The sequence below is a fragment of the Neorhizobium sp. BETTINA12A genome, assembly GCF_023006485.1.
Classification (GTDB): Bacteria; Pseudomonadota; Alphaproteobacteria; order Rhizobiales; family Rhizobiaceae; genus Neorhizobium.
On the sequence record NZ_JALBGW010000075.1, the window covers coordinates 1 to 23,595 of the forward strand.

Genomic DNA, 23,595 nt, shown 5'->3' on the forward strand with positions numbered 1-23,595 from the left:
GATGGGCCTGTCGCTCGGCACCATGACCCGCGATGCGGATGAGGCGCGGGCGCTGCGCTAGGCGCTCAGTGACGGCGAACGAGTCGTCGCCGTCCATCCGGACAAGATCGATTCCTCCTTCATCGAGGATCGGCTGCGGCTCGACGATCGCGACGACGAGGATTTCGCAGCCCTGATCGACAGCATCCGCGAGAGCGGACAGCAGGTGCCGGTGCTGCTGCGCCCGCATCCGGACAAAAGCGGCCGTTACCAGACCGCCTACGGCCACCGCCGCGTGCGCGCCGCCGCTCGCCTGGGGATCGAGGTCAAGGCGATCGTCCGGCCGCTGTCCGACGACGAACTGGTGCTGGCGCAGGGCAAGGAAAATGCCGAACGCCGCAACCTCACCTTCATCGAGCGCGGATTGTTTGCCAAAAACCTCGCGAGCCGCGGTTTCGACCGCAAGGTGATCGGCGATGCGCTCGCGGTGCAGAAGAGCGAATTGTCGCGCCTGATGCAGGTGGTGGACGGCATTCCGGAAAATTTCATCCGCATCATCGGCCCGGCGCCAAAGGCCGGCCGTGACCGGTGGATGAAGCTCGGCGAAATGCTGCAATCGGGCGCTGCCCAGAACGCCGCCCATGACGAGATCCATTTTCAGCGGTTCCAGGCGGCCGGCAGCGATCAGCGCTTCCAGTTCCTCTTCGACCGGCTGTTGCGCCGGATCAAGCCGGAGGCGCCGAAACCGAAAGAGCTTAAGGACAGCAGCGGCAAGGTTTTCGCCCGCGTCAGGCGCGATGGCAAGGTTCGGCGCATCGAGTTTTCGCCGGATGTCGATGCCGCGTTCATCGACGAGGCGGCGGCATTGCTGGCTGAACGTTACGAGCAGTTTGTCTCGGATCGTTCTGCCGACAAGGCCTGACGCCTCGTCACGCTAAAGGCTAATATTGACAGGCAATGTATACAGACCTATTGCTAGTATAAGGGGATGGAGGGAAACAGGGCTGGCCGGCAACTTTCCTGGCCGAGTGGGGGAATTCCGTTTTCATGCGGGTTTTCTTCAGGCGCGCAAATTTTGATCGGCGCCGATCGATTTGAGCAGCCGGTTTCCGCGAGAAACGCTGTTAAAGGCGAAATTGTATACATGAATCCGTAAAGTAGCCTCGGAATTACGGCTGGAATGTCTGGCCGGGTTGTCCGGTTAGCGAAAACGGAAGCAAGTGGGATTTGAGGCTATCGTCACCCGTTGACTGTTGGTTCCAATGTCCCCGATATATCCCACAGGCTGTGATGGGCTGGGGGCCGCAAGGAGGACGCGGTCTGTCACGAGGAGCTTTGAGAACAGGTCGTCTAGAGGAGGAAAGAGAATGATTACCAGAAGAACATTGATGGCTGCGGCAGGTCTCGCCATGGGCGGTCTCGTTGCCATTCCGGCATCCGCGCAGGAAACGGTCAAGATCGGCCTCATTCTGCCGATGACCGGCCCGTTCGCGTCCACCGGCCGCCAGGTCGAAGCGGGCGTCAAGGCCTATATGGCGCTGAATGGCGATACCGTCGCCGGCAAGAAGATCGAAGTCGTGCTGCGCGACGACGGCGGTGTTGCCGACCAGACCCGCCGCATCGCCCAGGAACTCGTCGTCAATGACGGCGCCAAGATGCTGATGGGCTTTGGTCTGACGCCGCTTGCCATGTCGGTCGCGCCGGTTCTCAACCAGGCGAAGATCCCGGCGATCATCACCTCGGCAACGACCTCGGCGATCATGCCGCAGTCGCAATATTACGTCCGCACCTCGATGGGCGGCCCGCAGTCCGCCGTTCCGGTCGCCACCTGGGCGGTGCAGAACAATCTGAAGAAGGTCGTGACGCTGGTCTCCGATTACGGTCCGGGGATCGATATCGAGCAGGGTTTTACCAACCAGTTCAAGAAGGAAGGCGGCACGATCGTCGAGGCGATCCGCGTTCCGCTGGCGAACCCGGATTTCGCCCCCTTCCTGCAGCGCGTCCGTGACGCCAAGCCGGATGCGGTCTTCGCCTTCGTACCGGCCGGCATCGGCGCGCAGTTCATGAAGCAGTATGTCGACCGCGGCCTGGCCGACGCCGGCATCAAGCTGATCGCCACCGGCGACGTCACCGATGACGACCTGCTGAACGGCATGGGTCCGGCCGCCAAGGGCGTGATCACCGGCCATTTCTACTCGACCCTGCATGACAGCCCGGAAAACAAGGCTTTCGTCGCCCAGGTGAAGAAGGCCACCAACAACATGCGCCCGAACTTCATGGGTGTCGGCGGGTATGACGCCATGACGCTCGCCTATATGGCGCTGAAGAAGACCAATGGCGATACCGACGGCACCAAGCTGATCGAAGCCATGAAGGGTGCCACCTGGGTAAGCCCGCGCGGCCCGATCACCATCGATCCGGCCACCCGCGACATCGTCCAGGACATCTACATGCGCGAAGTCAAGGAAGTGAACGGCGAACTCTACAACGTCGAGTTCGCGACCTTCCCGAAGATCAAGGACCCGAACGCCAAGTAAGGCGGATTGATCTCACTCAGACAGGAATGGCGGGCTTCGGTCCGCCGTTTTCGTTTGGAGTAGGGGATGCGTTTACGGTTTCGTACTCACGCGCCGACCGTGAGCACGATCTTGCCCTGGATATGCCCCCTGGCGGCTCGTTCATGAGCCTTGCGAGTGTCGGCGAGCGGATAGGTGCTGTCGAGGACGACGCGGATCGTCCCGTCGTCGAGCAAGCGCGCGAGTTCGCCCAACTGAACTCCGCTCGAACGAACCTGGGTGGTCGAGACGGTGACGCCGAGCTTTTCGGCCTCCTCGGCACCGGAAAAGCCTAATGGGTAGACCGGGAACAAGGCGCCGCCGCGCTTCAGTGTGCGCAGGAAACGGCCGGTGGTGGGTCCGCCCAGGGCGTCGACGACAAGATCGATGTCATGCGCAACCTCCTCGGGCGGCATTTTTGTGTAATCGATGAATTCATCGGCACCGAGTTCCCGTAACAGCGCCTCATGCTTGCCGGATGCCACGGCGATGACATGCGCACCTTTCAATTTCGCGATCTGCACCGCGAAGTGCCCGACGCCTCCTGCCGCGCCGTTGACGAGGACGGTCTTGCCTTCGAGCGGCACCGGCTGATGTTTATGCGGCTGAAGCGGGTTCGGTTCATCGTGCCCCAGCGAGATCATGAATTGCCACGCTGTCAGCAGCGACATCGGCGCTCCGGCGGCATGCGCATGATCGATGCCGGCGGGCTTGAGCGCAAGTTCCGACGCCGGCACGCTGACATATTCCGCATAGGCCCTGCTTTCCCCGACGCTGAAAAAGCGGACCATGGAGTAGACGTCGTCTCCGACGGAAAACCCCCTGACGTCATCAGCCACCGCCTCGACAACGCCGGACACATCCGTGCCGAGGATGATCGGGAAAGGCACCTGCGGCCGCCATTCCGGAGGAAGCGCCTTGTAGCCATCGCGCAGATACCAGTCGGGAGGGTTGATCCCTATGGCATGGACGCGAACGAGGACTTCCCCCGGCTTCAATTCCGGCTTCGGCGCATCCTCATAGCGCAGCACTTCAGGGCCGCCGTATTCGTGAATCCGGATGGCTTTCATTGTCTCGGTCGACATCGCTTTCTCCGTCGCGGCAGGTGTGCTAACTAATGCGGAGCACTGTTCCGTTTTATATCCGGAGCACTGTTCCGATTGTCAAGGGGTGCGATGCGAGCCGACGCCAAAAAGAACTACGAGCAGCTACTCGCCGTCGCTCGTCGCGTTGTCACCGAACAGGGCGCCGACGCGTCGTTGCGCGACGTTGCTCGCAAGGCGGGCGTAGGGCTTGGCACGCTTTATCGCCACTTCCCGACCCGGGAAGCGCTGCTTGAGGCCTTGCTTCGCACGAAGTTCGATGAGTCGGCGCAAAGGGCGAGTGAACTCGAAAAATGGGAAGACGCCGGAAACGCCCTCGTGACATGGCTGCGAGAGGCCATCGCGATGACCCACACCTATAGCGGCGCCATTGCGCCGATGGTTGCGGCAATCGCGGATGAAGGCTCCGCGCTCCATGCCTCATGCGTCAGTTTGCGCGCAGCCGGCACGCGGCTTCTTGTCCGTGCCCAGGCGGAAGGCGTGGCGAGAGGCGACATGGATGGCAATGATCTGTTCGCGCTGATCAGCGCCCTGGCGTGGCTCGCCGACCAGCCTCCGCTTGTGCCGCGCGCGGATCATCTTTTCGACGTTATATCGAGCGCGATCCTGACGGATCGACAAGAGCCCGCTGTTTCTTGAGAGTGAATACGCCAATGGGACGCATGAGTGTCACGATGTGCGTCGGTGGGGATCGCAGTTGCACGCGGGTGCCGGTCCCCCACGCAGCCCTTTGTCAGACGGCCGATGCCGCTTTGAACACTGCCAGCTGAGCGTCGAAAGCGCGCTTGTAGGCGGGGCGTGCTTCGGCGCGGGCAGTGTAGGCGGAGAGGTTTGGGTAGTCGTCCAGCATATCCGACGATGCTTTTAATCTGAGCAGCACCGTCACCATCAGCAGGTCGCCGGCGCTGAACGCACCATCGAGCCAGTCGGCGTCGCCAAGGTGGCGGGAAAGGTCGGCCAGCCGGTTGCGGATGGTGCCGTCGAGCGCGCGCAAACGCTGCTCATACCAGGGCTCGTCACGCTCGAGGATCCGGACGAGGCTGCGGTCGAAGATCGGCGGCTCCACCGTGTTGAGCGCGGCAAACATCCACGCGATCGCCCGCGCCCGGGCATTTACGTCTTCCGGCAGCAGGCCGCCGTGGCGTTCGGCGATATGCAACACGATCGCCCCGGATTCGAACAGGACGAGATCGGCTTCCTCATAGGTCGGAATCTGCCCGAAAGGCTGAAGCGCCAGATGCGCAGGTTCCTTCATCGCCTTGAACGACAGAAGACGAACGTCATAAGGCTGGCCCGCTTCTTCGAGCGCCCAGCGAATGCGCATGTCGCGCGCCAGCCCTCTGCCGCGATCGGGCGACTGTTCAAAGGCGGTAATGGTAATGGTCATTGGTGCTCTCCGCAGCTTGTTTGTCTTGAAGACGGTCGGCTAAACGGGATTCCGACACCCTTTGCCCAAGATAATCCTCGCAGTCGGTCCAAACACAGTTCCGCAGAACATGGATCGAGTTGGCGGTTCGTCCATTGTCATCGTATGCATGGTTCTGACAAAGAGGCGGGTGACCGCCCAGGTACCGCAGGAGGCCCTGCAAACAGACGGAGTTTTAAGATTGAGCGTTGCCTTCACCAAGGAAGAGAGTTCCGAAACCGCTTCGGAAACCCTGCTGCCGGATCGTCCGATTTCGCCGCATCCGAACCTTGTGACGGACGCGGGGCTGAAGGCGCTGGAACTGCAGCTCGCGCAGGCGCGTGAGGCCTATGGCGCGGCGAGCGCGATCGAGGACATCAATGAACGGCGGCGCCAGCAGGCAAATCCGTTGCGCGACGCGCGCTATTTTGCAGCGAGAGTTCACACGGCACAGCTCGTCCCGGATCCGACCTCATCCGACAATGTCGCCTTTGGCAGCACCGTGACCTTCAGCCGCGACGATGGGCGCGTCCAGACCTACCGGATCGTCGGAGAGGATGAAGCGGACCCCAAGGCCGGATCGATTTCCTTCGTTTCGCCGGTCGCAAGGCTGCTGACGGGCAAGGCTGTCGGAGATGTCGTCGAGGCCGGCGGACAGGAGCTGGAGATCCTTGCAATCTCCTGAAACGCCCATATGGCCGCTGTATACGTGTTCAAACGGGCGGATGACGGGTTGAGCAGGCGTTCGGCAATGGCTATCAGGTGCTGACCGCAAACGAACCTTCCGAGAACCACGAGGCGCATCCCGGCATGATCCCAGCTTTTCTCGTCACCCATTCGGGTGGCTTCCATGCCGACGAACTGCTGTCGAGCGTCGTCCTGAGCCGGCTTTTCCCAAAGGCTCGGATCGTTCGCAGCCGGGCGCCGGAATGGATCACGCCTGGTGCCGACCGCATCATCTACGACGTCGGCGGCGCCTATGACGCTGCGGCCCAGATTTTCGATCACCACCAGCGCGGTGCGCCGTTGCGCGGGGACGGCCAGCCCTACAGCTCGTTCGGACTGGTCTGGGAACATTACGGCCGCGATTACCTCGCCGCCCTCGGCCTTCCGCAGGCGCATATCGAGGCCTTGCACGCTTCTTTCGATGCGAGCTTCGTGCTGCCAATCGATTTGATGGACAATGGCGCGCTCAGCCCCTCGATTGCGGGACCACTGGCCGGGCTCACTCTGCCATCCCTCCTGGAAACCCTGAAACCCGTGTTCGACGAAAAAGACCCGGAAGCAGAAAACCGCGCCTTTCACGCGGCACTTGCGATCGCCGGCAGTTTCGTCGAGGCACGGATTGCCCAAAGCGCTGCCAAACTGCGGGCCGAGGCGCTCGTGCACCAGGCAATCGTCGATACGGGCGAGGGGCGCATTCTCGAATTGCCGGCGGGAATGCCGTTCCGCCCGGCAATCGTCAAGGCGGGCGCCGATCACCTGTTGTTCGTCGTTCACCCGCGCGACAAGGATTGGTGCCTCACGACCATCCGCCGCGCGGATGAAGGTTTCGAGGTGCGCGCCGATCTGCCGGCGGCCTGGGCCGGCCTGACCGATCGCGATCTCGAGGCAGCCTGCGGCGTCGAGGGCGCGAGCTTCTGCCATAATGGCCGGTTCATTGCCGCTGCCAGGACCCGCGAGGCGGCGCTCGCCATGGCCGAATTGGCGGTCAGGGAAGCCGTTTCCAACGGGACCAGGTAAGGGCGACAGGGAACGGGCGGCAGCCAAGGAGGCGCGGTCGAGAGCCGGGCTTCCGCTTCCGGCGTCGGCCAGATGTGCTAGAACAGTCCATCATGAGTTTCTCGCGGCCCGCGTCGTCATCCACGATCCTGCATCACAGCCTCCGGCATCTGAGGGCGTTCCTCGCGGTCGTCGATACCGGCTCGGTGACAAAGGCGGCGGAGCTCTGCTTCGTCTCCCAGCCGGCGGTCACCCAGGCGCTGTCGAAGATCGAAAAAACCGCCGGCCTGCCGCTGTTTTCCCGCACGCCGCAGCGGATCTTTGCCAACGGCGCCGGTGAAATCCTGGCGCTGCGCATCAAGCGCGCCTTCGCATACCTCGATCCCGCCCTGTCGGAACTGTCGCCGAGACTGCGGGTGACGGCGACCACCGCGCAGCTGAAATCGCTGATCGCGGTCCGCGAAACCGAGAATTTTACGCTCGCGGCGGCCCGGCTGGGCCTCAGCCAGCCGGCGGTCTACCGCGCCGTCAGCCAGCTCGAAGAGGAGGCGGCGCGTCCGCTGTTCGAACGGACCTCCTACGGCATCGTCGCGACGCGCCCGGCCCATGCGCTTGCCCAGGCGGCAAGGCTTGCCTTCATCGAGCTCGAACAGGCGGATGCGGATCTTGCGGAACTGACGGCGGCCGAGATCGGCCAGATCGTCATCGGCGCCACGCCGCTTGCCAAATCCTATGTACTGCCGAAGGCGATCGCCGGTTTCCGCAAGATCCGCCCGAACCTGCCGATCCAGATCCAGGAGGGTCCTTACCCGGACCTGCTGGGCGCTCTTCGCCGCGGCGAGGTGGATTTCATGCTCGGCGCGCTTCGGGTGCCGGCGCCGATCGGCGATGTGGAGCAGAAGGTGCTGTTTCACGACACGGTGGTCATGGTTTCGGGGCAGGCGCATCCGCTGGCCGGCCGGGCGGAGCTGACGGTCGAGGAGCTTGCGGCCTTCCCCTGGGTCGTCAACCAGAGCGGCACACCGATGCGTCGGTATTTCGACAGCGTCTTTACCGGTTCGGCAAGCGGGCCGCCGAAGAGCATCGTCGAAACCGGCTCACTGATCCTGATGCGCGAGCTTCTCGATTCCAGCGACCATCTCGGCTGCACCTCCCGCCTTCAGGCGGAAGCGGAGATCGCCCGCGGGCTGATGCGGGCGCTGCCCTTTGATCTCAGCCACACGTCGCGGCCGATCGGGGTGACGACGAGAAGGGACTGGCTGCCGACGGCGGCACAGCAGGCGTTTCTGGAACTTCTGCCGACCTGGTCCGAGCGTCCGGCCGATCGATCGCTATAACCAGAACTTATAAGTCCGGCAGATGAACTGATTAAGCCTGAAGACGCAGGCCAGCTAATGTGCAAATGCGCCAGACAGGTGGAGAGATTGGCGTTTGGGGCGGGCATCGCGGTGTTTCACCCCCCGGAGGTTAACGAAAAGTTGAAAACGGCGGGGCGCCAAGGCACCCGGGCCCGTTGACTGACATATCGACCGTCTACGATATAGGCTACCAGTTATGACAGGGCCCGAGCTCAAAGCCCGGATGCTGTCCGGCAAGGCGTCTATAAGAAAATATCGCGCTCTGAGGAGGAGGGAAACATGCTCAATAGAAGAACGCTCATCGCAGCGGCAGGCGTGGCGCTCAGTTGCCTGGCTGCCATTCCGGCGGCCGCCCAGGAAACCATCAAGATTGGCCTCATCCTGCCGATGACCGGTCCGTTCGCATCGACCGGCCGCCAGGTTTCGGCCGGCGCCAAGACCTTCATGGCGATGAAGGGCGACACCGTCGCCGGCAAGAAGATCGAACTCGTCATCCGCGACGACGCCGGCACGGCCGACCAGACCCGCCGCATCGCCCAGGAATTGGTTGTCAACGACGGCGCCAAGGTTCTGGCCGGCTTCGGCCTGACGCCGCTTGCCATGGCGGTTGCGCCGGTCGCGACCCAGGCGAAGATCCCGTCGGTGGTGATGGCTGCCGGCACGGCTTCGATCACCAAGGCGTCGGAATACATCACCCGCACCTCCGGCACCCTGCCGCAATATTCGCTGCCTGTCGGCACCTGGGCTGCCGCCAACAAGATCAAGAAGGTGGTGACGCTCGTTTCCGACTACGGTCCGGGCATCGATGCCGAGAAGTGGTTCACCAAGGAATTCAAGGCCAAGGGCGGCGAGATCGTCGAGGCCGTGCGCGTGCCGCTCGCCAACCCCGATTTCGCGCCCTTCCTACAGCGCGTCCGTGACGCCAAGCCCGATGCGGTCTTCGTGTTCCTGCCGTCGGGTGCCGGTTCGCTGTTCATGAAGCAGTTTGCAGACCGCGGCCTTGCCGATGCCGGCATCAAGCTGATTGCGACAGGCGACGTCACCGACGACGATATCCTCAACTCGATGGGCAAGCCGGCAATCGGCACCATTACCGGTCATTTTTATGCCACCGCGCATGACAGCCCGGAAAACAAGGCCTATGTCGCAGCCTTCAAGAAGGCCAATGCCGACATGCGCCCGAACTTCATGTCGGTCGGCGGTTTCGACGGCATGGCGCTGATCTACGCAGCGCTCGAAAAGACCAAGGGCGATGTCACGGGTCCGGCCTTCATGGCAGCCGTCAAGGGCCTTTCCTGGACGAGCCCGCGTGGTCCCGTGTCGATCGATCCGGAAACCCGCGACATCATTCAGAACATCTACATCCGCGAGGTCAAGGACGTGAACGGCGAGCTGCAGAACGTCGAGTTCCAGACGTTCAAGGATCTCAAGGATCCCGAAAAGGCCGACGCCAAGTAAGGGTAGGGATAGCCCCTCACCCCGCCTCCGCTTCGCTCGGCGCACCCTCTCCCCGTAAACGGGGCGAGGGGGGAACCGCAACCGGCGCGGCATAAGCCTTCTCCACGACTTGACGGGGGAAAGGTGCCGGCAGGCGGATGAAGGGCAGGTTCATAACAAGAAGGTCAAGGCACTTGAGCCCCGTCGTTTTCCCGGCGACAATGCCGGGCAACATCATCGCTCGCAACAGGGCCTCGCAGAGAAGATTTATATGCTGACAATCCTGTTCGATGGCATCGCTTATGGGATGCTGCTTTTCATTCTGGCCTGCGGGCTGACGGTGACGCTCGGGCTGATGAACTTCATCAACCTGGCGCATGGCGCCTTTGCCATGGCCGGCGGCTACGTGACCGTGGTGATGATGAACCGCTACGGCATCTCCTTCTACTGGTGCCTGCCGGCGGCCTTCATCGTTTCGGCGCTGATCGGCCTTGTGCTGGAACGGACGCTCTACCAGTGGCTTTACCAGGCAAGCCATCTGGACCAGGTGCTCTTCTCGATCGGCATCGTCTTCATGGCGATCGCCGCGACCGACTATTTTATGGGTGGCCAGCAGCAGCTGATCAACTTGCCGCCGGAACTCTCCGGCCGTATGGATGTGTTCGGCGTCGGCGTCGGCCGTTACCGGCTCTTCACCATTATCGTCTGCGCGGCACTGGCGCTTGCGCTGCAGCTCATCCTCTCGAAGACCCGCTTCGGCAGCCGGCTGCGCGCAGCCGTCGACGACCGGCGCGTCGCCATGGGCCTCGGCATCAACGTGCCGCTCGTCTTCGCGCTCACCTTCGCCTTCGGTTCGGGCCTTGCCGGCCTCGGCGGGGCGATGGGCGCGGAAATCCTCGGGCTCGATCCGAACTTCCCGCTGAAATTCATGATCTACTTCCTCATCGTCGTCTCCGTCGGCGGCACGTCCACGGTCTCCGGCCCATTCCTCGCCGCTCTGCTGCTCGGCATTGCCGACGTGGCCGGCAAATATTACGTGCCGGCGATCGGTCCCTTCGTCATCTACGGACTGATGATCGTCATGCTGATCGTGCGGCCGAACGGCCTGTTCTCAAGGGGCGGCCGATGAGCGTTCTTCCTCAGGAAACCACCGTGTCCGCAAATTCCTCCACCGCTGCAGCCGAGACCCGTGCTGCCAAGCTGATGAAGCGACGGAGCCGCATCCGCTTCTACGAGATCATCGTCTGGATCGCCGCGATCGCCGCTTACTTCCTGCTGCCGTCGAAGATGCTGATCCTCACCGAGATCGCCATCCTCGCGTTGTTTGCCGTATCGCTCGACCTGGTGCTCGGTTTCGCCGGCATCGTCTCGCTTGGCCACACCGCCTTCTTCGGCCTCGGCGCCTATGTGGCGGGCCTGATGGCGCAGCACTATTTTGCCGAACCGGTGACCGGATTGATCGTCGCGGGCGTCGCCTCCGGCGTGCTCGGCCTGCTCACCAGCTTCCTCATCCTGCGCGGCTCCGACCTTACCCGCCTGATGACCACGCTCGGCATCGGCCTGATGATGGCGGAAGTCGCCAACCAGATGGCCTGGCTGACCGGCGGCGCCGACGGGCTTTCCGGCTTTTCGCCCGGCCCTATCCTCGGCATGTTCGAGTTCGACCTGTTCGGCAAGGTCGGTTATCTCTATTGCGTCGGCGTGCTCTTCATCGGTACGATGATCATGCGCCGCATTGCCTTTTCGCCTTTCGGGCTGTCGCTGAAGGCGATCAAGGGCAATTCGATGCGCTCCGCCATGGTCGCCGTGCCGGCCCGCAAGCGCATCGTCACCGCCTATACGGTCGCGGCCGTATTTGCCGGCATGGCGGGAGCGCTGCTGACCCAGACCACCGCCTTCGTTTCCCCCGACGTACTCGCCTTCCACCGCTCGGCGGACGTCCTGCTGGTGCTCGTCATCGGCGGTACCGGCTATCTCTATGGCGGCATCTTCGGGGCGATCTTGTTCACGCTGGTCAAGGACTGGCTGTCGGTGATCACCCCGCAATACTGGATGTTCTATATCGGCATGTTGCTCGTCATACTGGTGCTGGTCGGCCGTGACCGGCTGTCGCGCTGGGTCGAATACCTGCCCGAGCGCCTCTCGAAGAAGGAGGACCGCTGATGAGCGAGATCGTTCTCGAAACCAGGCACCTGGTGCGCCGCTTCGGTGCCTTCCTTGCCACCAATGACGTCAGCCTGAAGGTGGAGCGCGGCGCCCGCCACGCGCTGATCGGCCCGAACGGCGCCGGCAAGACGACGCTGATCAACCTCCTGACCGGCGTGCTGCCGCCTTCGGAAGGCCAGGTTTTCCTCGAAGGCGAGGACATCACCTCGATGGCCTCGTTCCGTCGCGTCAAGCGCGGGCTCACCCGCACCTTCCAGATCAACCAGCTGTTCAACGAGTTCACCCCGCTCGAAACCGTGGCGCTGGCGATCGCCGAACGCGAGGGCGTCGGCCACAATCTGTGGCGTTCGATCGCCGGTTACGGCAAGGTGGTCGACGAAGCGGCAGCCCTGCTGGCCCGTTTCGGCCTTGCCTCCGTCATGGGCGAGCGCACCGTGATCTTGCCCTACGGCAAGCAGCGCCTGCTCGAGATCGCGCTCGCCTTCGCCTCCAAACCGCGCGTGCTGCTGCTCGACGAACCGGCGGCCGGCGTGCCCGAAGACGAGCGGCACGAAGTGCTGCAGATCGTCTCCGACCTTCCGGCCGATGTCACCGTGCTGCTGATCGAGCACGACATGGATCTGGTCTTCTCGTTCGCCAACCGGATCTCGGTTCTGGTGGCGGGCGCCGTCTTCGTCGAAGGAACGGTTGCGGAAATCTCCACCGATCCGCGCGTCAAGGCGGTTTATCTCGGAGAAAACACATGAGCGCCCCGGTTCTGGTCACCGAAAAACTGGTCGCGGGTTACGGCGAGGCGAGCGTTCTCGCCGGTATCAGCCTGACGATCCGCGAGGGTCGCACGCTGGCGCTGCTCGGCCGCAACGGCACGGGCAAAACCACCTTCGTCAATACGCTCGCCGGCGTCACCACCCATCATTCGGGCTCGATCCACCTGATGGGGCGCGACGTCACCAAACTGCGCGCCGACCGCCGTGCCGCGGCGGGCATCGGCTGGGTGCCGCAGGAGCGCAACATCTTCAAGTCGCTGACCGTCGAGGAAAACATGACGGCGATCGCGCGCCCCGGCGTCTGGACGCTGGAACGGGTCTATTCGATGTTCCCGCGCCTGAAAGAGCGCCGCAAGAACCTCGGCAACCAGCTTTCCGGCGGCGAACAGCAGATGCTGGCGGTCGGGCGGGCGCTGATGGTCAATCCGAAACTGCTTCTCCTCGACGAGCCGACCGAGGGTCTTGCACCGATTATCGTCGACGAACTGCTTGCGGCGATCCAGCGGATCACGCAAGGCGAGGGCATGTCAGCTATCATCATCGAGCAGAAGGCCCGCAAGGTGCTGCCGCTTTCGGACGACGCCGTGATCCTCGATCGCGGCGCGATCGTCTACCAGGGCACCAGCGCCGATCTGCTCGCCAATGAAGAGATTCTCGGCCGGCATCTGACCGTCGAAAAGGGTGTCCGGCACTAGTTCGGGAAGCGCAGGCGTCATTCTTATCGCCGACGTGCTGTGCGGTTCCGGCGCCTAATGGTTCTTAAACCGCACGCAGCCCTGCACGCTACATTCAGCGGCCGGCTAGTGCGCCGTTCCGTCGACGATCACGTGGTCGTGGTCCATCGAGCATTTCTCGATGCGGGCATGGACCTTGTAGACGTTGCGCAGCATGTCCACGGTGACGACCTCGCGCGGGTAACCGCAAGCCCGCATGCGGCCGTTGGCGATCACCAGAACCTTGTCGGCAAAGCGCAGCGCCTGGTTGAGGTCGTGGATGGCGATCATCACGATCATGCCCTTCGAGCGCGCCCGGCGCTGCATGAAATCGAGCACTTCGACCTGCCGGTGAAGATCGAGCGCGCTGGTCGGCTCGTCCATCAGCATGATTTCCGGTTCGCGAACCAGCGCCTGGGCGATCGACACCAGCTGGCGCTGGCCGCCGGAGAGCGCACCAAGATCCCGAAACGCGATGGCGGTGATGTTGAGCGCCCGCATGATTTCGTCGATGAACGAGAGGTCGCTGTCGCTGACGCTCCAGGACTGGCCCTGCTTACGGGCAAGAAGAATGGATTCGTAGACCGTCAGCACCGCATTGGCCGAGGTGTCCTGCGGCATGTAGGTGATGGCGTTCTTCGTCTTCGCGCTATCGATGACGATATTGCCGGGTCCCTTCAGAAGGCCGGTGATGCGCTTGAACAGCGTCGACTTGCCGGCGGCGTTGGGGCCAATGACTGCGATCAGCTCTCCCGCCTTCATGACCGGCGTCGTCACGTCTTCCACGAACAATTTGCGGCCGTGATAGGCGCCGACCGATTGCAGTTGCATCGCTACCATGACCGGCTCCGATTCGAGAGGATGAGCGAGAAGAAGAACGGCACGCCGACCAGCGCCGTGATGATGCCGATCGGAAAAACGACGCCCGGAATGATCGACTTCGAGACGATCGACGTGACCGACAGAAGCAGCGCTCCCGACAGGATCGAGCCCGGCAGGAAAAAGCGCTGGTCTTCGCCGAGGATCATGCGGGCGATGTGCGGGCCGACCAGGCCGACGAAACCGATCGTGCCGACGAAGCTGACCGGCACGGCTGCGAGCAACGAGATGATCAGCATAGTTTCGAGGCGGATGCGCCGAACATTGACGCCAAAGCTCGCCGCCTTGTCCTCGCCGAGCCGGATCGCGGTCAGCGCCCAGGCGTGGCGGGCAAACAGCGGCAGCGCGATCAAGAGGACGGCAAGGGTGATGCCGATCTTCGGCCAGGTCGCCTTGGTAAGGCTGCCCATGGTCCAGAAGACGACCGCCGACAGCGCCTGCTCGGAGGCAAGATATTGCAGGAAGGCGAGAGCCGCGTTGAAGGTGAAGACCAGCGCGATGCCGAGCAGCACGACCGTCTGCACCGAGACGCCGCGCATCTGCGAGATGAAATGGATGAACAGCGTGGCGATCAGCGCCATGACGAAGGCATTGGCCGGCACGAGCAGGGTGGCGGCAACCGGCAGGATGGAGACGCTGGTGACGATCGCCAGCGCGGCGCCGAAGCTGGCGGCGGCCGAGATGCCGAGCGTGAACGGGCTGGCGAGCGGATTGGCAAGAATGGTCTGCATCTGGGCACCGGCAACCGACAGCGCGGCGCCGACGACGATCGCCATGACGGCGACCGGCATGCGGATATCCCAGACCACGGCGCGGATCTGGGCCGAGACGGAGGAGGGGTCGATCAGCGCGGCGACGACTTCGCCGAGGCTGTAGCGGGCCGGCCCCCAGGCGAGATCGACGGCGAACGACAGACAAAGAGCGGCTGTCATGGCAGCGAGGATCACAAGCTTGCGGCGGGCAAGGGCGCGATAGCGCTCCCGCCCGGCTTCAGCTTCGATCGGCAATGCGGCGATCTCGGCCATATCGGGTTACTTCGCCGCCTTGGCGTCGATCCAGTAACCCGGCTGATACGGAACCGGCAGGAATTTCTCGTGGAATTCCTTGAAGGTCGCATCCGGATCGAGATCGGCGAACAGCTCCGGGTGGAACCATTTTGCCATCCGCTGGACAGCGACGAACTGGTATGGGCTGGTGTAGAACTGATGCCAGATGGCGTGGACATTGCCGCCTGCGGCAGCCTTGGAGCCGGTGAAGGCCGCATTCTGCATCAGGGCGTCCAGCGCCTTGCGGCTGCCGTCGAATGCGGGAGCCGCGTTCGGGCCGACATTCACAAAATCCTTGGCGTCCTTGGTCTGGCTCCAGTTCGAGCCGGTGACGACGACGACGTCCGGATTGGAAGCGACGACCTGCTCGGCATTGATCGAGCCGGTATAGCCCGGCAGGAAGTCGGAACCGAGGTTATGGCCGCCGGCCCAATCCACCATCAGGCCGAAATTGTCCGGGCCGAAGGTGCCGCAGCACTCGACCAGGCCGGCCGCCCGATACATGAAGACATTCGGCTTCTTCGGGTTGGCGGCCTTCAGCTTATCGGTCACGCGGGCCATCTGCTGCTTCCAATAGGCGGCGACGGCTGCGGCGCGATCCTCGTGGCCGAAGATCTGGCCGAGAACCTTGAGGCTCGGTTCGGTATTGTCGAGAATGTGTTCGCGGAAGTCGATATAGACGATCTTCACGCCGATCTTGTTCAGCATGTCCTCGAGCTTCACCTCGTCCGCGGCCTTCTTGTTGCCGATCGGCAAAAGCATGACGTCCGGGTTCAGCTTGACGACGGTCTCGGTCTGTAGCGTGCCGTCGGTCAGGTTGCCGAGGAACGGCAGTTCCTTGCCCTTCGGGAATTTCGCGAGATAGGCATCGTAGCCATCCTTGTCGGTGGTGAGCAGGTCGTTGCGCCAGCCGACGATCCTGGCGAAAGGATCTTCCTTTTCGATCGGGGCGACCGAATAGAGCATCCGGCCTTCGCCGAGAATAACGCGCTCGACCGGCTTGTCGAACTTCACCTCACGGCCGGCGACGTCCTTGACGGTGAACGACTGCGCCAGCACGGAAAACGGTAAAAGGCTTGCAAGCACAACCGTTGATGTTGCAAGCATTTTCGCGAAATTCATCTGGAAACTCCCCCGATGTCTGATAATGTCCGCATGCATATGAAATATGACTTTTGGAATCAAGTTCTATGTTTTAGAGCTCTTCCAAAGTAGTCTGACTATCGGGGCGCCTATAATGAATTCAATGAACTCCAACTATTCCATCCGAGATGAAATCCGCGACTTCTGGTCTGAGAGGGCGTCGACGTTCGACGAGAGTGTCGGCCACGAAATCTTCTCTGAGGAAGAACGCAAGGGCTGGCAGCGGCTGATCCGCAAGCATCTGGGCGATGGCACCGGCCGCGCCGCTCTGGATCTTGCCTGCGGCACCGCCGTCATCTCGCATCTGATGAACGACGTCGGTTTCAAGGTCACCGGGCTTGACTGGTCGGATGCGATGCTAGGCCAGGCGCGCGCCAAGGCGAAGAAACGCGGTGCCGATATCCGTTTCGTGTCCGGCGACGCGGAAAATACGATGGAGCCGAAGAACAGCTACGATGTCATCACCAATCGGCATCTGGTCTGGACGCTGGTCGATCCGCCGGCCGCTTTCGCGGAATGGTTCTCCGTTCTGAAGCCGGGCGGCAAAGTGCTGATCCTCGACGGCAACATGGGCAAGGAGACCTGGGTCAAGGGCCTGCAGAAATTCTGGTCGAGGATCACCGGCAAGCCGGCCGCAAGCCACATGACGCCGGCCATGGCGGCGCGTCACCAGAACATCCGCTCGCGCGTCTATTTCTCGGACGCCATGCCGGCCGAAGCGGTGGTCGATCTTTTGACCAAGGCCGGTTTCGTCAACATCGTGGTCGACCGCAAGCTGTCGGACATCCATTGGGCCCAGGCCCGCAAGATGCCGTTCCTGCGCGGGCTGGAGCGCATGGTTCAGGAACGCTTCGCCATCTGCGCGACAAAGCCGGAATAACCTTCCGATCGAAGGTGGCCCGTGGCGGCCACCTTCGATCCACCGGAAATATGCACAGCATTTATGGCCGCCTGACATGATTGTGACCGGGCTGTGACCGCGAGCATTAACCTTTGGCCGCTTTCCCCGAAACCCGGGGGAAGCGCAAAGTAACGCGGATCACGATCCGGCCTCATCCGGGCCTCGCGAGTGCCTCATTTCGGGTCCTGCGCCCGATGCAATTAACCTTGTGATAACCGATCGATTTTTGAATGGGCTATCTTCTGCGCGCGGCCATCGCCGCCGCGGCTCCCTCGCCATTTCCGACCATGGAGACAAGATTGTCCATCAAGCTTTTCGCCCTTTCCGCGCTCGCTCTTTCCGCAATCGCAGCACCCGTCCTTGCCCAGCCCATCCCGAGCATGGTGAAAAAATTCGACGCCTGGGGTCTCTATTCCTACAAGGGCGACGGCGGCACGACCTGCTACGTGCTGACCACGCCGACGCAGATGCAGCCCGCCAATGTCGATCACGGCGACAACTTCTTCCTTGTTGCGCCAAGGCCTTCCGGATCCGGATTCTATCCGCAGGCGATCATGGGTTACGATCTCAAGGGCGGATCGCAGATGACGGTCACCGTAGACGGCCGAACCTTCGCCCTGGAGCCGAAGGGCAATTCCGGCTGGACGAAGCAGGAGAGCGCCGATGCCGCTCTTGTCGCGGCGATGAAATCGGGAAGCAGCATGACGCTCGAAGCGGTCTCCCAGCGCGGCACGCAGACCAGCTACACCTTCTCGCTTTCCGGCGTGAGCGCGGCATTGACCCAGGCGGGGCGCTGCGGCTGACAGGGTTTCGCTCGCGTTGTCATGGCGGATGTGTTATCTGTCATGACAACGATTGGAGCAATTGCCATGAACCTGCAGATACGGGATCCCCGCGCCCGAGAACTCGCGGAGCGGCTTGCCAAAAAACGTAATGTTAGCATGACCGAGGCGGTGATCGAGGCGCTTGAGGAGAAGCTTTCAAGAGAGGAGCAGGCGGAAGCGCCCCTTCAGGAACGTGTGATGAAAATCGTCGATCGCCTTCACGCCATCAAGGGTGGAGAGGGGCGGGACATGACCAAGGAAGAAATCGACGAGATGTGGGGTCATTAGTGTTCGTCGATACCTCCGTCATCGTCGCGATCTTTTCCAAAGAGGAGGATGCGCAACAGTGGATAAGCAAGATCGAAGCGGCGGAGAACCTCTGCACCAGTGCTTTGGTCGTGCTCGAGGCTGCCATGAGGCTGTCGACGAAGCTCGATGAGGATCCCCTCGTCATTGAGCAGGGTCTATCTGATTTCTTCAAAGAGACGAAAATCCAGATCGTCCCTATCGAGGAAGCCGATGGCGAGTTGGCGATCCGGGCATTCCGGGATTACGGCGAGGGCAGGGGACACCCAGCCCAGCTCAATCTCGCCGACTGTCTCTCTTATGCCTGCGCTAAAAACCGCGGCCTGTCGCTACTCTACAAGGGCGACGACTTTGCCCGTACGGACTTGGCCTGAAGCCTTCGGACTGTGTCGAAAATAGCCGCCTGCGCCCATGGCTTTTTTGCGGCGGCACCCTAGTTGACGATTGTCAAAAAGGCTGTCCCAGGTGATCGTTGTCATGTAAGACGGCAGCACAGCGCCTATCGCCGCCGAAAGCCCGATGATGAATCATTCGACTGCCGAGACAGCCTTTCTTTCCCACAGCGGCGAAATGGCCCGTCTTATTGCGGCTTTCAATTGGGCAGCCACTTCGCTCGGGCCGATCGCCACCTGGCCGCAGAGCCTCAAGACAACGATTTCCCTCATGCTTCGTTCGCCGGTCCCGATCGTCACGTTGTGGAACGAGGACGGCGTGATGATCTATAACGACGCCTATTCCGATTTTGCCGGAAGGCGCCATCCCGGCATCCTCGGATGCAAGGTGCGCGAGGGCTGGCCTGAAGTTGCGGACTTCAACGACAACGTCATGAAGGTCTGTTTCGCCGGTGGCACGCTTGCCTATTCCGACCAGGAGATGGTCCTCGACCGCTCCGGCACGCCGGCCTCCGCCTTCATGAACCTCTATTATTCTCCGGTCTATGACGAGGCCGGCAAGCCCTTCGGCGTGGTGGCGATCGTCGTCGAGAACACGGCCAAGGTTCGCGCCGAGCGGCGGCTTCAGGGGGAAGGCGAGCGTCTGCGGCTGATGTTCGATCAGGCGCCGGGCTTCATGGCCATGGTGACCGGACCGGACCATGTTTTCGAAATGGCGAACGGCGCCTATATGCGCCTCGTCGGCGGTCGGGACCTGCTTGGGCGCCCCATCCGCGAAGCCCTGCCGGAAGTGGCCGAACAGGGTTTTTCCGACCTGCTCGATGAGGTTCGCAGAAGCGGCCGTCCCCATCTAGGCCAGGGTGTGAGCGTGAGGCTGGCGCGCCGGCCCGGCCTGCCGCCGGAAGAGCGTTTCGTGGATTTCGTCTATCAGCCGATCGTCGACGATGCCGGCCAGGCGACCGGGATATTCATCCAGGGCAGCGACGTCACCGATCAGAAGAAGGCGGAGATCGCGCTTCTCAAGGAAACCCGGCATCTCGAGGTGCTGAACCGGCTCGGCGCTGAACTTTCCGCCGAACTCGACCTCGAAAAGGTGGTGCAGATGACCACCGACGCCGGCGTCGAACTGACTGGCGCACAGTTTGGAGCCTTCTTCTACAACGTGGTCAACGACCGCGGCGAAAGCTATATGCTCTATGCGCTGTCCGGCGTTCCCCGGTCGGCATTCGAAAATTTTCCGATGCCGCGCAACACGGCCGTTTTCGCGCCGACATTCAGCGGCGAGGGCGTCATCCGCTCCGACGATATCATGGCGGATCCGCGCTACGGCCGGAACGATCCGTATTTCGGCATGCCAAAGGACCATCTGCCGGTACGCAGCTATCTGACGGTTCCGGTGATCTCGCGCTCCGGCGAGGTGATCGGCGGCCTGTTCTTCGGACATGCCGAACCGGCTCAGTTCCGCGAGGAGCATGAGCGGCTGGTTGTGGGGGCTGCCGGCCAGGTGGCGATCGCCATCGACAATGCGCGGCTTTTCCGCGCCGCGGAACGCGACCTCGCCGAACGCCAGCGCGCCGAGGAGGCGCTGCAGGTGCTGAATGCCAGCCTCGAACAGAAGATCGCCTCCGAAATCTCCGAGCGCATGAAGATGGAAGAGGCGCTGCGCCAGAGCCAGAAGATGGAAGCGCTCGGCCAGTTGACAGGCGGTGTCGCGCACGATTTCAACAACCTGCTGCAGGTGATCTCCGGCAATCTTCAGCTTCTCGCCAAGGACGTCGCCGGCAACCAGCGGGCTGGCCGCCGGGTGGAAAATGCGCTTGCCGGCGTGCAGCGTGGTTCCAAGCTCGCCAGCCAGCTGCTCGCCTTCGGCCGCCGCCAGCCGCTGGAACCGAAGGTGGTCAATATCGGCCGGTTCCTGACCGGCATGGAAGAACTGCTGCGTCGCACGCTCGGGGAGGATATCGAGGTCGAGACGATCCGATCCGGCGGTCTTTGGAACGTTCTGGTCGACCCGACCCAGATCGAGAATGCACTCCTCAACCTCGCGATCAATGCACGCGACGCGATGGAAGACGGTGGCAAGCTGACGATCGAGGCGGGCAACGCCTTCCTCGATGACAATTACGTGCGCCAGCATGCGGACGTGCCGGCCGGCCAATACGTGATGTTGGCGGTGACCGACACGGGCACCGGCATGACGCCGGAGGTGATGGAACAGGTGTTCGAGCCGTTCTTCTCGACCAAGCCCGTCGGCAAGGGCACCGGGCTTGGCCTTTCCATGGTCTACGGTTTCGTCAAGCAGTCCGGCGGGCACGTCAAGATCTACAGCGAAGTCGGCCAGGGCACGACCGTCAAGATCTACTTCCCGCGCATCCAGCGCAGCGAGGATCTGGTGACCGACGCCGATTTCGGCCCGGTGACCGGCGGCACGGAAACCATTCTGGTGGCGGAGGACGACGAGCAGGTGCGCGCCACCGTCATCGAGCTGCTCGGCGATCTCGGTTATGCAGTGCTGAAGGCGAAGGACGCGGCGGGTGCGCTGAGTATCATCGAAAGCGGCGTGCCGGTCGATCTTCTGTTCACCGACGTGGTGATGCCGGGGCCGCTGAAGAGCACCGAGCTTGCCAGGCACGCCCGCGAGCGGATGCCGGATATCGCCGTGCTGTTCACCTCGGGTTATACGGAAAACTCGATCGTGCATGGCGGCCGGCTCGATTCCGGCGTCGAGCTGCTGTCGAAACCCTATACCCGCGAAGCCTTGGCGCGGAAGATACGCCATGTGCTGAACGGCCAGCAGCATCGCAACCGGGTGAGGGCGTCGTTCGCGGCCAAACCTGTCGCCCCGGTGATCGGGCAGCGACCGGTCACGCCGCGTTATTCCGTGCTGCTGGTCGAGGACGATTTCCTGATCCGCATGAGCACCGCCGATCTTCTGACCGAGCTGGGCCACGAGGTTTCCGAGGCCTCGACGGCGGAAGAGGCGATCATCATGATAGAGGAGCGTAGCTTCGACGTGGTGGTCACCGATCTCGGCCTGCCGGGTCTCTCCGGCGGCGAGTTCGCGCAGCAGGCGCGCAAGTTATCTCCCGATGTCGGCATCGTGTTCGCGACCGGCAACGACCGCATTCCCGCCGAGGCGGAAGTAGAAGGAGCAGTGCTTCTGAAGAAGCCCTATGGCAGCCAGGAAATCGCAATCGCCTTCGAGAAGATTGCAGTGCAGAAGGGCTGAGAACCAGTCGTCTCGCCCTCACCACCACCACGCGTAAAAATGAGATACCGGCCCGTGGCCGGTGCCGACCGTGAGGGTGTCGGCGGCGGCGATGGCGCCGGCGAGATAGGTCTTGGCGATCGCAACCGCGTCAGCCGCCGAAGCGCCATTGGCGAGTTCGGCGGCAATTGCGCTCGAGAGCGTGCAGCCGGTGCCGTGGGTGTTGCTGGTCGCGGTGCGTCTGCCCTCGAACCAGTGGATGCCGGTGGCGTCCGCCAGCACATCCGGGCTGTCTTCGCTCTCCAGATGACCGCCCTTCACCAGGACTGCCTTGGGCCCGATCTTCAGCAGTTGCTCGGCCTGGGCTGCCATCTCTTCGCGGGTCGTGGCGACCGTCTCGCCGAGCAGCGCTGCGGCTTCGGGGAGGTTGGGGGTGACGACGGTGGCGAGCGGCATCAGCTTGTAGGTGACGGCATCCACCGCGTCGAGCGCCAGCAGCGGGGAGCCGCCCTTGGCGATCATCACCGGATCGAGCACGATCGGCACGGTATCGCGATAAGGGCGCAGCACGTCGGCAACCGCCTCGGCGATCTCGGCATTGGCGATCATGCCGATCTTCACCGCGTCGACGCGCACGTCGAGAAAGATGGTGCGGATCTGGTTTGCGACGAAGGCGGCGGGCACCGCATGCACGCCGGTGACCCCTTGGGTATTCTGGGCGGTCAGCGCGGTCAGCGCCGCCATGCCATAGGTGCCGCGGGCCGCAAAGGTTTTCAGGTCCGCCTGGATGCCGGCGCCGCCGGAAGGGTCCGAACCGGCGATCGACAGGACATTCTTGATGCTCATGTGCGTACCCTTTCGATTTCCGCGGCAATTCCGCGGGCTGCGGCCTGCGGATCGGGCTGGCCGCAGATAGCGGAGACCACCGCGATACCCTTTGCGCCGGCGGCCAGTGCGAGGCCGGCATGTTCCGCCTTGACGCCGCCAATCGCGACTGCCGGAACCGGCGCCATGGCGACGATGCGTGCAAGCCCGTCGAAACCGATCGGCTGCTTGTGGTCGGGTTTGGTGCCGGTCGCAAACACCGGACCGATGCCGACATAATCGACGATCGACGAATCCACTCGCCGCGCCAGGTCCTCGGTCTCGACCGAAAGGCCGAGGATCATGCCATGGCCGGCACGCTGCCGCGCTATCACTGCCGCCATGTCGCTCTGGCCGACATGCAGGCCTTCGGCGCCGATCGCGATTGCTGCCTCCACGTCGTCGTTGATGATCAGGGGCACGCCGGTTCCGGAAAGTACCGCCTTCAGCGCCCGGCCGGTTTCGATCATTTTTGCCGTGTCCGCCTGCTTGTCGCGCAGCTGGACCATGGTGGTGCCGCCGGCGACGGCAAGCCTTGCCGTCTCGACCATGCCGATCTCGCGGCAGAGATCGGGATCGAGGACGAGGTAGACGGAAAGGTCGAAGGTTTTGGTCATGCTGCGACGACCCTTGCCTGGGCATCGAGCGTCTCGCCGGTCAGCGCCGCGAGGCGGTCGAGGAAGATCGGCGAGAAGAAGCCGGGACCGGAGGCGGTGAAGGCCGCTTCCTCGCCCGCGACCGCGAACATCGCGAGTGCGGCGACCGTCGCCTCGAAGGGATCGTCCGTGCTTGCCGCAAAGGCGCCGACCAGGCAGGTGAGCGAGCAG

General features: G+C 62.8%; 23 protein-coding genes and 1 pseudogene. 16 read left to right on the forward strand and 8 right to left on the reverse strand.

Going from position 1 to position 23,595, the window contains the following annotated elements:
* Positions 1–901, forward strand: a pseudogene (gene repB, locus MOV61_RS17890) (plasmid partitioning protein RepB); the annotation flags it as partial.
* A gap of 445 nt (positions 902–1,346) precedes the next feature.
* The gene (locus MOV61_RS17895; protein ID WP_247137545.1) at positions 1,347–2,516 is read left to right on the forward strand and encodes an ABC transporter substrate-binding protein; all 1,170 of its coding nucleotides are present in this window, start codon (positions 1,347–1,349) and stop codon (positions 2,514–2,516) included.
* Between the two features lie 86 nt (positions 2,517–2,602).
* Here the strand turns inward: MOV61_RS17895 and MOV61_RS17900 are convergent, their stop codons facing one another.
* Entirely contained in the window at positions 2,603–3,619 is a 1,017-nt protein-coding gene (locus MOV61_RS17900; protein WP_247137546.1) for an NADP-dependent oxidoreductase, read from the reverse strand.
* Between the two features lie 90 nt (positions 3,620–3,709).
* Between MOV61_RS17900 and MOV61_RS17905 the strand changes: the two genes are divergently transcribed.
* On the forward strand, positions 3,710–4,276 hold the full coding sequence (locus tag MOV61_RS17905) for a TetR/AcrR family transcriptional regulator (protein ID WP_247137547.1): 567 nt from the start codon (positions 3,710–3,712) through the stop codon (positions 4,274–4,276).
* Between the two features lie 94 nt (positions 4,277–4,370).
* On the opposite strand, the gene MOV61_RS17910 is transcribed toward MOV61_RS17905, so the two are convergent.
* On the reverse strand, positions 4,371–5,024 hold the full coding sequence (locus MOV61_RS17910) for a glutathione S-transferase family protein (RefSeq protein ID WP_247137548.1): 654 nt from the start codon (positions 5,022–5,024) through the stop codon (positions 4,371–4,373).
* Between the two features lie 220 nt (positions 5,025–5,244).
* On the opposite strand from MOV61_RS17910, the gene greA reads away from it, so the two are divergent.
* From greA to MOV61_RS17950, 8 genes are all read left to right on the forward strand, one after another.
* The gene (gene greA, locus MOV61_RS17915; protein ID WP_247137549.1) at positions 5,245–5,727 is read left to right on the forward strand and encodes a transcription elongation factor GreA; all 483 of its coding nucleotides are present in this window, start codon (positions 5,245–5,247) and stop codon (positions 5,725–5,727) included.
* A 125-nt stretch (positions 5,728–5,852) separates the two neighbouring features.
* The gene (locus MOV61_RS17920) at positions 5,853–6,785 is read left to right on the forward strand and encodes an MYG1 family protein (protein ID WP_247137563.1); all 933 of its coding nucleotides are present in this window, start codon (positions 5,853–5,855) and stop codon (positions 6,783–6,785) included.
* A 92-nt stretch (positions 6,786–6,877) separates the two neighbouring features.
* On the forward strand, positions 6,878–8,101 hold the full coding sequence (locus MOV61_RS17925) for a LysR family transcriptional regulator (RefSeq protein WP_247137550.1): 1,224 nt from the start codon (positions 6,878–6,880) through the stop codon (positions 8,099–8,101).
* A gap of 300 nt (positions 8,102–8,401) precedes the next feature.
* Positions 8,402–9,580, forward strand: coding sequence for an ABC transporter substrate-binding protein (locus MOV61_RS17930; protein ID WP_151046690.1), 1,179 nt, complete (start codon positions 8,402–8,404; stop codon positions 9,578–9,580).
* A 250-nt stretch (positions 9,581–9,830) separates the two neighbouring features.
* Positions 9,831–10,688: a branched-chain amino acid ABC transporter permease gene (locus MOV61_RS17935; protein ID WP_247137551.1), complete on the forward strand. Its 858-nt coding sequence runs from the start codon at positions 9,831–9,833 to the stop codon at positions 10,686–10,688.
* Positions 10,685–11,722 carry a branched-chain amino acid ABC transporter permease gene (locus MOV61_RS17940; RefSeq protein WP_040124002.1) on the forward strand — a complete coding sequence of 346 codons (1,038 nt, stop codon included), beginning with the start codon at positions 10,685–10,687 and terminating at the stop codon, positions 11,720–11,722. The genes MOV61_RS17935 and MOV61_RS17940 overlap by 4 nt, the downstream gene beginning before the upstream one ends.
* On the forward strand, positions 11,722–12,471 hold the full coding sequence (locus tag MOV61_RS17945; RefSeq protein WP_247137552.1) for an ABC transporter ATP-binding protein: 750 nt from the start codon (positions 11,722–11,724) through the stop codon (positions 12,469–12,471). The genes MOV61_RS17940 and MOV61_RS17945 overlap by 1 nt, the downstream gene beginning before the upstream one ends.
* Positions 12,468–13,187: an ABC transporter ATP-binding protein gene (locus MOV61_RS17950; RefSeq protein WP_247137553.1), complete on the forward strand. Its 720-nt coding sequence runs from the start codon at positions 12,468–12,470 to the stop codon at positions 13,185–13,187. Before MOV61_RS17945 ends, MOV61_RS17950 begins: the two co-directional genes overlap by 4 nt.
* Positions 13,188–13,292: 105 nt before the next feature.
* On the opposite strand, the gene MOV61_RS17955 is transcribed toward MOV61_RS17950, so the two are convergent.
* Genes MOV61_RS17955 through MOV61_RS17965 form a run of 3 tightly spaced genes read right to left on the reverse strand, consistent with a single transcriptional unit; the run spans position 13,293 to position 16,252 of the window.
* The gene (locus tag MOV61_RS17955; RefSeq protein WP_247137554.1) at positions 13,293–14,045 is read right to left on the reverse strand and encodes an ABC transporter ATP-binding protein; all 753 of its coding nucleotides are present in this window, start codon (positions 14,043–14,045) and stop codon (positions 13,293–13,295) included.
* Positions 14,039–15,109 (reverse strand): iron ABC transporter permease, encoded by a 1,071-nt coding sequence (locus tag MOV61_RS17960; RefSeq protein WP_247137555.1) that lies wholly within the window; start codon positions 15,107–15,109, stop codon positions 14,039–14,041. Before MOV61_RS17960 ends, MOV61_RS17955 begins: the two co-directional genes overlap by 7 nt.
* Before the next feature lie 6 nt (positions 15,110–15,115).
* On the reverse strand, positions 15,116–16,252 hold the full coding sequence (locus MOV61_RS17965) for an ABC transporter substrate-binding protein (protein ID WP_247137556.1): 1,137 nt from the start codon (positions 16,250–16,252) through the stop codon (positions 15,116–15,118).
* Between the two features lie 115 nt (positions 16,253–16,367).
* On the opposite strand from MOV61_RS17965, the gene MOV61_RS17970 reads away from it, so the two are divergent.
* The 5 genes from MOV61_RS17970 (at position 16,368) to MOV61_RS17990 (ending at position 21,925) form a co-directional block, all read left to right on the forward strand.
* Complete coding sequence (locus MOV61_RS17970) at positions 16,368–17,153, forward strand: methyltransferase domain-containing protein (protein WP_247137557.1); 786 nt, start codon at positions 16,368–16,370, stop codon at positions 17,151–17,153.
* Between the two features lie 308 nt (positions 17,154–17,461).
* Complete coding sequence (locus MOV61_RS17975) at positions 17,462–17,977, forward strand: invasion associated locus B family protein (protein ID WP_309493816.1); 516 nt, start codon at positions 17,462–17,464, stop codon at positions 17,975–17,977.
* A gap of 66 nt (positions 17,978–18,043) precedes the next feature.
* Entirely contained in the window at positions 18,044–18,286 is a 243-nt protein-coding gene (locus tag MOV61_RS17980; RefSeq protein WP_046599400.1) for a type II toxin-antitoxin system VapB family antitoxin, read from the forward strand.
* Positions 18,286–18,678 carry a type II toxin-antitoxin system VapC family toxin gene (locus tag MOV61_RS17985; RefSeq protein WP_247137559.1) on the forward strand — a complete coding sequence of 131 codons (393 nt, stop codon included), beginning with the start codon at positions 18,286–18,288 and terminating at the stop codon, positions 18,676–18,678. Before MOV61_RS17980 ends, MOV61_RS17985 begins: the two co-directional genes overlap by 1 nt.
* 670 nt (positions 18,679–19,348) lie before the next feature.
* A complete protein-coding gene (locus MOV61_RS17990; protein WP_408962398.1) occupies positions 19,349–21,925 on the forward strand; it encodes a response regulator in 2,577 nt (858 codons plus the stop codon).
* An 18-nt stretch (positions 21,926–21,943) separates the two neighbouring features.
* On the opposite strand, the gene thiD is transcribed toward MOV61_RS17990, so the two are convergent.
* The 3 genes from thiD to MOV61_RS18005 form a co-directional block, all read right to left on the reverse strand.
* Positions 21,944–22,750: a bifunctional hydroxymethylpyrimidine kinase/phosphomethylpyrimidine kinase gene (gene thiD, locus MOV61_RS17995; RefSeq protein WP_247137560.1), complete on the reverse strand. Its 807-nt coding sequence runs from the start codon at positions 22,748–22,750 to the stop codon at positions 21,944–21,946.
* On the reverse strand, positions 22,747–23,385 hold the full coding sequence (gene thiE, locus MOV61_RS18000) for a thiamine phosphate synthase (protein WP_247137561.1): 639 nt from the start codon (positions 23,383–23,385) through the stop codon (positions 22,747–22,749). The genes thiD and thiE overlap by 4 nt, the downstream gene beginning before the upstream one ends.
* Positions 23,382–23,595: hydroxyethylthiazole kinase (locus tag MOV61_RS18005; protein ID WP_247137562.1), on the reverse strand; the 214-nt coding region annotated here is incomplete at its 5' end. The genes thiE and MOV61_RS18005, both read right to left, overlap by 4 nt.

Bases quoted from the DNA above. Each gene is read 5' to 3' on its own strand.
- MOV61_RS17895 (WP_247137545.1), top strand. From the start codon at position 1,347: ATGATTACCAGAAGAACATTGATGGCTGCGGCAGGTCTCGCCATGGGC.
- MOV61_RS17980 (WP_046599400.1), top strand. From the start codon at position 18,044: ATGAACCTGCAGATACGGGATCCCCGCGCCCGAGAACTCGCGGAGCGG.
- thiE (WP_247137561.1), bottom strand. From the start codon at position 23,385: ATGACCAAAACCTTCGACCTTTCCGTCTACCTCGTCCTCGATCCCGAT.
- MOV61_RS17960 (WP_247137555.1), bottom strand. From the start codon at position 15,109: ATGGCCGAGATCGCCGCATTGCCGATCGAAGCTGAAGCCGGGCGGGAG.
- MOV61_RS17950 (WP_247137553.1), top strand. From the start codon at position 12,468: ATGAGCGCCCCGGTTCTGGTCACCGAAAAACTGGTCGCGGGTTACGGC.
- MOV61_RS17920 (WP_247137563.1), top strand. From the start codon at position 5,853: ATGATCCCAGCTTTTCTCGTCACCCATTCGGGTGGCTTCCATGCCGAC.
- MOV61_RS17990 (WP_408962398.1), top strand. From the start codon at position 19,349: ATGTTCGATCAGGCGCCGGGCTTCATGGCCATGGTGACCGGACCGGAC.
- MOV61_RS17970 (WP_247137557.1), top strand. From the start codon at position 16,368: ATGAATTCAATGAACTCCAACTATTCCATCCGAGATGAAATCCGCGAC.
- MOV61_RS17940 (WP_040124002.1), top strand. From the start codon at position 10,685: ATGAGCGTTCTTCCTCAGGAAACCACCGTGTCCGCAAATTCCTCCACC.
- MOV61_RS17905 (WP_247137547.1), top strand. From the start codon at position 3,710: ATGCGAGCCGACGCCAAAAAGAACTACGAGCAGCTACTCGCCGTCGCT.
- thiD (WP_247137560.1), bottom strand. From the start codon at position 22,750: ATGAGCATCAAGAATGTCCTGTCGATCGCCGGTTCGGACCCTTCCGGC.
- MOV61_RS17975 (WP_309493816.1), top strand. From the start codon at position 17,462: ATGGAGACAAGATTGTCCATCAAGCTTTTCGCCCTTTCCGCGCTCGCT.
- MOV61_RS17910 (WP_247137548.1), bottom strand. From the start codon at position 5,024: ATGACCATTACCATTACCGCCTTTGAACAGTCGCCCGATCGCGGCAGA.
- MOV61_RS17900 (WP_247137546.1), bottom strand. From the start codon at position 3,619: ATGTCGACCGAGACAATGAAAGCCATCCGGATTCACGAATACGGCGGC.
- MOV61_RS17935 (WP_247137551.1), top strand. From the start codon at position 9,831: ATGCTGACAATCCTGTTCGATGGCATCGCTTATGGGATGCTGCTTTTC.
- MOV61_RS17925 (WP_247137550.1), top strand. From the start codon at position 6,878: ATGAGTTTCTCGCGGCCCGCGTCGTCATCCACGATCCTGCATCACAGC.
- MOV61_RS17930 (WP_151046690.1), top strand. From the start codon at position 8,402: ATGCTCAATAGAAGAACGCTCATCGCAGCGGCAGGCGTGGCGCTCAGT.
- MOV61_RS17955 (WP_247137554.1), bottom strand. From the start codon at position 14,045: ATGGTAGCGATGCAACTGCAATCGGTCGGCGCCTATCACGGCCGCAAA.
- MOV61_RS17945 (WP_247137552.1), top strand. From the start codon at position 11,722: ATGAGCGAGATCGTTCTCGAAACCAGGCACCTGGTGCGCCGCTTCGGT.
- MOV61_RS17965 (WP_247137556.1), bottom strand. From the start codon at position 16,252: ATGAATTTCGCGAAAATGCTTGCAACATCAACGGTTGTGCTTGCAAGC.